Annotated in this window: 5 protein-coding genes; 1 reads left to right on the forward strand and 4 read right to left on the reverse strand. The window is 46.0% G+C overall.

Features of this window, described 5'->3' with window-relative positions:
• Window positions 1-578: 578 nt before the first annotated feature.
• Window positions 579-1094, reverse strand: coding sequence for a peptidylprolyl isomerase (locus AC4II3_RS29650; protein ID WP_488014358.1), 516 nt, complete (start codon window positions 1092-1094; stop codon window positions 579-581).
• Between the two features lie 16 nt (window positions 1095-1110).
• Here AC4II3_RS29650 and AC4II3_RS29655 point away from each other — a divergent pair, with 16 nt between their 5' ends.
• Window positions 1111-1266 carry a hypothetical protein gene (locus AC4II3_RS29655; protein ID WP_488014356.1) on the forward strand — a complete coding sequence of 52 codons (156 nt, stop codon included), beginning with the start codon at window positions 1111-1113 and terminating at the stop codon, window positions 1264-1266.
• 163 nt (window positions 1267-1429) lie between these two features.
• On the opposite strand, the gene AC4II3_RS29660 is transcribed toward AC4II3_RS29655, so the two are convergent.
• The 3 genes from AC4II3_RS29660 to AC4II3_RS29670 all read right to left on the reverse strand — a co-directional run bounded on the left by AC4II3_RS29660 (window position 1430) and on the right by AC4II3_RS29670 (window position 3685).
• A complete protein-coding gene (locus tag AC4II3_RS29660) occupies window positions 1430-2779 on the reverse strand; it encodes a D-alanyl-D-alanine carboxypeptidase (protein ID WP_488029721.1) in 1350 nt (449 codons plus the stop codon).
• Between the two features lie 356 nt (window positions 2780-3135).
• A complete protein-coding gene (locus AC4II3_RS29665) occupies window positions 3136-3465 on the reverse strand; it encodes a hypothetical protein (RefSeq protein ID WP_075899886.1) in 330 nt (109 codons plus the stop codon).
• A 7-nt stretch (window positions 3466-3472) separates the two neighbouring features.
• Window positions 3473-3685, reverse strand: a complete 213-nt coding sequence (locus AC4II3_RS29670; RefSeq protein WP_488029719.1) for a hypothetical protein — start codon at window positions 3683-3685, stop codon at window positions 3473-3475.
• Between the last annotated feature and the right edge of the window lie 85 nt (window positions 3686-3770).

Genomic DNA, 3770 nt, shown 5'->3' on the forward strand with positions numbered 1-3770 from the left:
CTATTTTTAAACACGCAGGTGGCGGTTAGCTCTTAATTTGTCTTCCCTGCTATTTCTATTATAACGTTTTTCAGGCTGTTTATCAGAGTTCCAGCTCCGCGATTCATCCCTGGAGACGAAACCTGATTGTTAGTGGAGCCTTAATCGGCAAAAAAGTTTTAACCCTTTTCGCATAACCGACTAACCATAAAGGCTCCACTATCTTTACGGTAACTTTAAACACTCATGCTGCGCATTGAGGTGTGGGGCATGTCTAGCGGAGGAAGCTAAAGAATTTGCTCCTCTAGTGATACTGTCAAATTATATCAACTCTGTTTGTTGAAGAATCTCTTAGAAAAAGATCAAACGTCAGCTATTAGCGGTCAGTGGTCAGCGGTCAGTGGTCAGTAATCAGCGGTCAGCCGTCAGTGGTCAGTGGTCAGTAATCAGCGGTCAGCCGTCAGTGGTCAGCTTGTTTTATTCAAAAGCTGTTGGCGTAGCGTGCGCGAATGCGCATATACTGATTACTGAAAACTGATTACTGATAGCTGATTGCTGACCGCTGTTCCCGTAGCGTGCGCGTAGCGCTTATGCTTACGTTATTCGTTAATGGTCACTTTCACCATTTGAACAGGGGTTTTGGGGCGATCACCCCGAGCAGTAGGGGTGGTTTGAATCTTGTTCACCACATCCATACCCTCAGTCACTTTACCAAAAACCGGGTGCTTCGAGCGGCCTGGAGAAAACCAATCGAGATAGGAATTGTCCCGTGTATTGATGAAAAACTGACAACTACCGCTATTGGGAGCACCGGTATTGGCCATAGATAACGTACCTGGCTGATTGGAAATTTTGGCCTTTTCCGGGTGCTCATCCTGGATGCAGCCGTCAGGACCATTGCCGGTACCCGCGCGAGGACTATTGGGATCCTTGCTATGGGGACAGCCAAACTGAATCATAAAGTCATTAATCACCCGGTGAAAATGAAGACCATCGTAGAAACCAGACTGGGCTAGTTTAATGAAATTACCGGCTGTCTCTGGCATCACATCGGTGAACAATTCTACCGTGATTGTGCCTAAAGAGGTTTCTAAGGTTGCGGTTGGGTTCGCCATCTATATTTCTCAGTTAATGAGAGTTTTGTTAACAATAAACCAGGATACAGCAGGGAGTCGGGAATCGGGAATCGGGAATCGGGAATCGGGAGTCGGGAATCGGGAATCGGGAATCGGGAATCGGGAATCGGGAATCGGGAGATCAGCTATCAGCTTATGCGCACGCTACTAGATCGGTGCTATCAGCTATCAGCTTATGCGCACGCTACTAGATCGGTGCTTTTGAATAAGCGATGCAGCGCTGACCACTGACTACTGACCGCTGACCGCTGACCGCTGACCGCTAACTGCTTACCTTACCTACTCCCGACTCCCGACTCCCGACTCCCGATTCCCTACCTAACAATTTCACTAAACGACTTCTTACCGATCCTCTGGGGTGATGGTTTAATGTCAGAAGGAACAGATTGCACCACTCCCCATTTAGTTACTAATTCTTTTAGCAGCATCTCTTGTTGAGTCCGGTATTTGGTATAGTCTCCCCCTGAATTCATCACAGCAAACCAAACAGTGCCATAGGTTTGAGTTGGTAAGGCTCCGGCTAAGGTACTAACATAATTCAAACTACCGGATTTAACTACTGCTAAGTTAGGCAATGGACGTTCATTTAATATACCTTTGTCTTGTCCTACGATGGCAAATACATCAGCAACGGTCATGTTGTATTGCTGAAGATAGCGCTCAATGGCGAGAAATACAGCAGTGACAGCCCGAGGAGACATGCGATTTTCTTCACCTAAACCAGACCCATTGATTAAGCTAATTTCTGATGGGGGTACTCCCGCCGCTTCTGCTGCTTTGCGGGCTACCACTTTGGCCCCACCAGCGGTATTCGCTAGCATTTCGGCCATTTTATTATTACTGTAGCGATTCATTTTCTTCAGGAGTTCCGCCAGGGGAAAGGAATACTGGCGCACTAGGGGCTGTAGATTGTCAGGGGGTGAAGCTACTACTTGCACAGAGCCTGCGATCGCAATTTCCGGTCTAGGGGTACCTGGGGGTAAGGTCTGATACTGAGTTTCTGCTGCTGGTGGCCAACTCTTACCATTCAAGCCTTGCTTGAGCAGAGTGCCAGCTTTGAGGGGTAAGGTCTCAAAATTCATATAAAACTTACCCACAATCACCAAATTACCGGTTACTTGCTTGATACCTAACTGATTTAACTGGTTGCCCACTGCTATGGCTTCTTCCCAAACAAAAAACGGGTCTTCTGACCCTTCAACCACTAGGTCTCCCTGTAGCACCCCGTTCTCAATCGGTCCGGTTGCGCTAAATTGGGTAATGAATTGGTGGTCAGGACCAAGAGTAGAAAGAGCAGCTAGGGTAGTTGCTGCTTTGGTAAGGGATGCTGCCGGTAAGGGAATAGTGCCTTGATGATTAGCTAACAGGGTATCTCCTGATTCCATCCATATCCCTTGATTGCTCTTAGTCATCCCTTTGGCAGATAATCCTTTCAGGTATTGGTCAACACTCTGTTGGGTTCCTGGAATAGGATTCGTTTCCGCAACAGTTAGGGGTTGATCAGGCTTTTGGATCACCTTTAGTGCATTCTCTGGTTCTGAGGACTGGGAAGCATCTGGATCAGGAGATGGGGATACACCCTTAGGGGAATCCGCCCCATTACATCCAATTAGTAGTGCTAGGAGTAGTGTAGACAGTGTAGCAGTTACATATTTATATAGCATTTTTAGTTTAGTTGTGAACATACTCCTTTAGGCAAGAGGCGAGAGGCAATAGGCAATAGTTAATCAACTAGGCAATAGGCAATAGGCAATAGGCAATAGTTAATTAACTAGGCAAGAGGTCCAGACTTTTATAGGAAAATCAAAAAAGACCTTCTTAGTTTACATCTCGAATACAAATTTTATACCATTAAAAAATATATCATGAAACCAAATGCTTATTTAGGATAAAACCAAAAAATTCTAGGATATCTTTACTGCTTTTCCTTTTACCTCCTTCTGCCTATTGCCTATTGCCTATTGCATTCTGCCTTTTGCCTTTTGCCTTTAATCTTAGTTTCACATTTAAACTGAAAATACTATATCTTTTCCTCTAACTGTTTAAGTTTTAAATTTACTTCCAAATCATCCCGTCCCACAATAGTTTCTATGTTACCGAGGCGTTCTTCTATTTGTTGTACTTGATTAGGAAGAAGGGTTTTATCGGACTTGTTATGAGAGTGCCAAACAAAAGCGGTGCTAGTTGCTGCGCCCCCGATCACAATCATCGGTATGGCTAACTTATATTTGCCTGGGGCAAAAATCATACAAATGGCTAACATTCCAGTAGCATAAGACCAAATTTGTTTGGTGGTCATTGCACGGATATTAAGAGATTTCTCGAATTCGGATTGTTGTTGATAAGTCATAGTTTAATTAAGGGAATCGGGAATCGGGAATCGGGAATCGGGAATCGGAACCCACCCCTAACCCCTCCCAGGAGGGGTTAGGGAATCGGGAATCGGGAATCGGGAGTAGGGAATCGGGAATCGGGAGTAGGGAGTGTGGTGTTGTGCTGGAAATGTGATTGACCGTAGGCCACGCTACGCGATCGCATTCCCGATCGGGTCGCACCTGTGGAACGGGCATCTTGCCTGTATCATACCCAGGCGGGCAGGATGCCTGTATCATACCCAGGCGGGCAGGATGCCTGTATCATACCCAGGCGGGCAGG

It is taken from the genome of Moorena sp., assembly GCF_982860115.1.